This window comes from Bacillus thermotolerans (assembly GCF_000812025.2).
GTDB classification, from domain to species: domain Bacteria; phylum Bacillota; class Bacilli; order Bacillales; family Domibacillaceae; genus Quasibacillus; species Quasibacillus thermotolerans.
The window spans coordinates 1-1255 of sequence record NZ_JWJE02000113.1; the positions used below are offsets into that span (position 1 = coordinate 1).

Genomic DNA, 1255 nt, shown 5'->3' on the forward strand with positions numbered 1-1255 from the left:
ACATGGACCTGAGTCAATATTTTGGACAGAAAAAAGTTAACTCGTTAAGCTGACATGCGTATTAGGTCTTCCACTTCTTGAGGTGTTCGATAACCTATTTGACCATGAATACGTTTGCGATTGTACCAGCCCTCGATATATTGGAATAGGGCAAGCTTTGCAGATTCGTAGTCAAGATACTTCACTTGGTGCACTTCTTCCTTCTTCAAGATGGCATGGAATGACTCCATGCAGGCATTATCATATGGACATCCCTTACGGCTAAACGACTGCTTTATTTCATAAGCTTTCAATGCATTTTCAAATGCTTCACTTGTGTACTGTGTCCCTAGATCCGTATGTAGTATGAGGCCAGGTTCGGGATTTTGCGTTGTTACTGCATTATGCAGAGCTTGAAGCACAAGGTCTGTTGTCATGGAACGAGAGAAAGAGTATCCGACAATTTTTTTAGAATGCAGGTCTAAGACAGACGCCAAGTAACACCAGCCATCCCTAAGCGTATGAATATAGGTGATGTCAGCCACCCATTTTTCATTAATGGTGGTAGTTGTAAAATCTTGCTCTAGGTGATTCGTGCGTTCTATGACCGTTCCTTGACTCTTTTGCGGACGGAACTTCTTCACGGTGATGGATCGAATTCCTGCCTTCCTCATCAGCCGTTGAACACGTTTAAGGCTCACGGCGTATCCCTCCTTAAGGAGGGATTGATGAATCTTTGGAGCCCCATAGCGTGCTTTGCTCTCCTTGTGAATTCGATGGATCTCTTCCGTGAGTTGCCTATTCTCACGATCACGATTCCATATGCTCCAAGGATTGGTAGTAAGTACTTCTAGGAACGTCAAGTACCTCACACATCACTTGAATGGGATAGTTCTCTTTTTGTTCATGAATCAAATCGATGAGCTCGTTGTCCGTTACTTTTTGGCGAATATGGCCATAGCCTTTTTTAAGATTTCGATCTCCTGTTTCATGCGAAGATTTTCTTTCTGAATCGCAGCGATGTCTTTAGGGGTTAGGCTCCCCGTTTCCTCACTGATTGGGGTCAAAGCCTTAATCCATTTGTATATTGTCACTTCAGATACGCCATATTCGCTGCTTAACGCACTCACCGAACTACCCGTGTGATAGAGTTCAACGATTGTCTTCTTAAAATCGTCGTTATATTTCTTTTTTTGTTTCATATCGGACACTTCCTCTCGTATCTTTTATGATAGAGAGTTAACTAAAAGCTGTCCATAAAACTATACTAGCACCA

The 1255-nt window shown here is 42.5% G+C and carries 1 pseudogene; it reads right to left on the reverse strand.

Features of this window, described 5'->3' with window-relative positions:
* Window positions 1–44: 44 nt before the first annotated feature.
* A pseudogene (locus QY97_RS20210) lies at window positions 45–1181 on the reverse strand (IS3 family transposase).
* Window positions 1182–1255 lie beyond the last annotated feature (74 nt).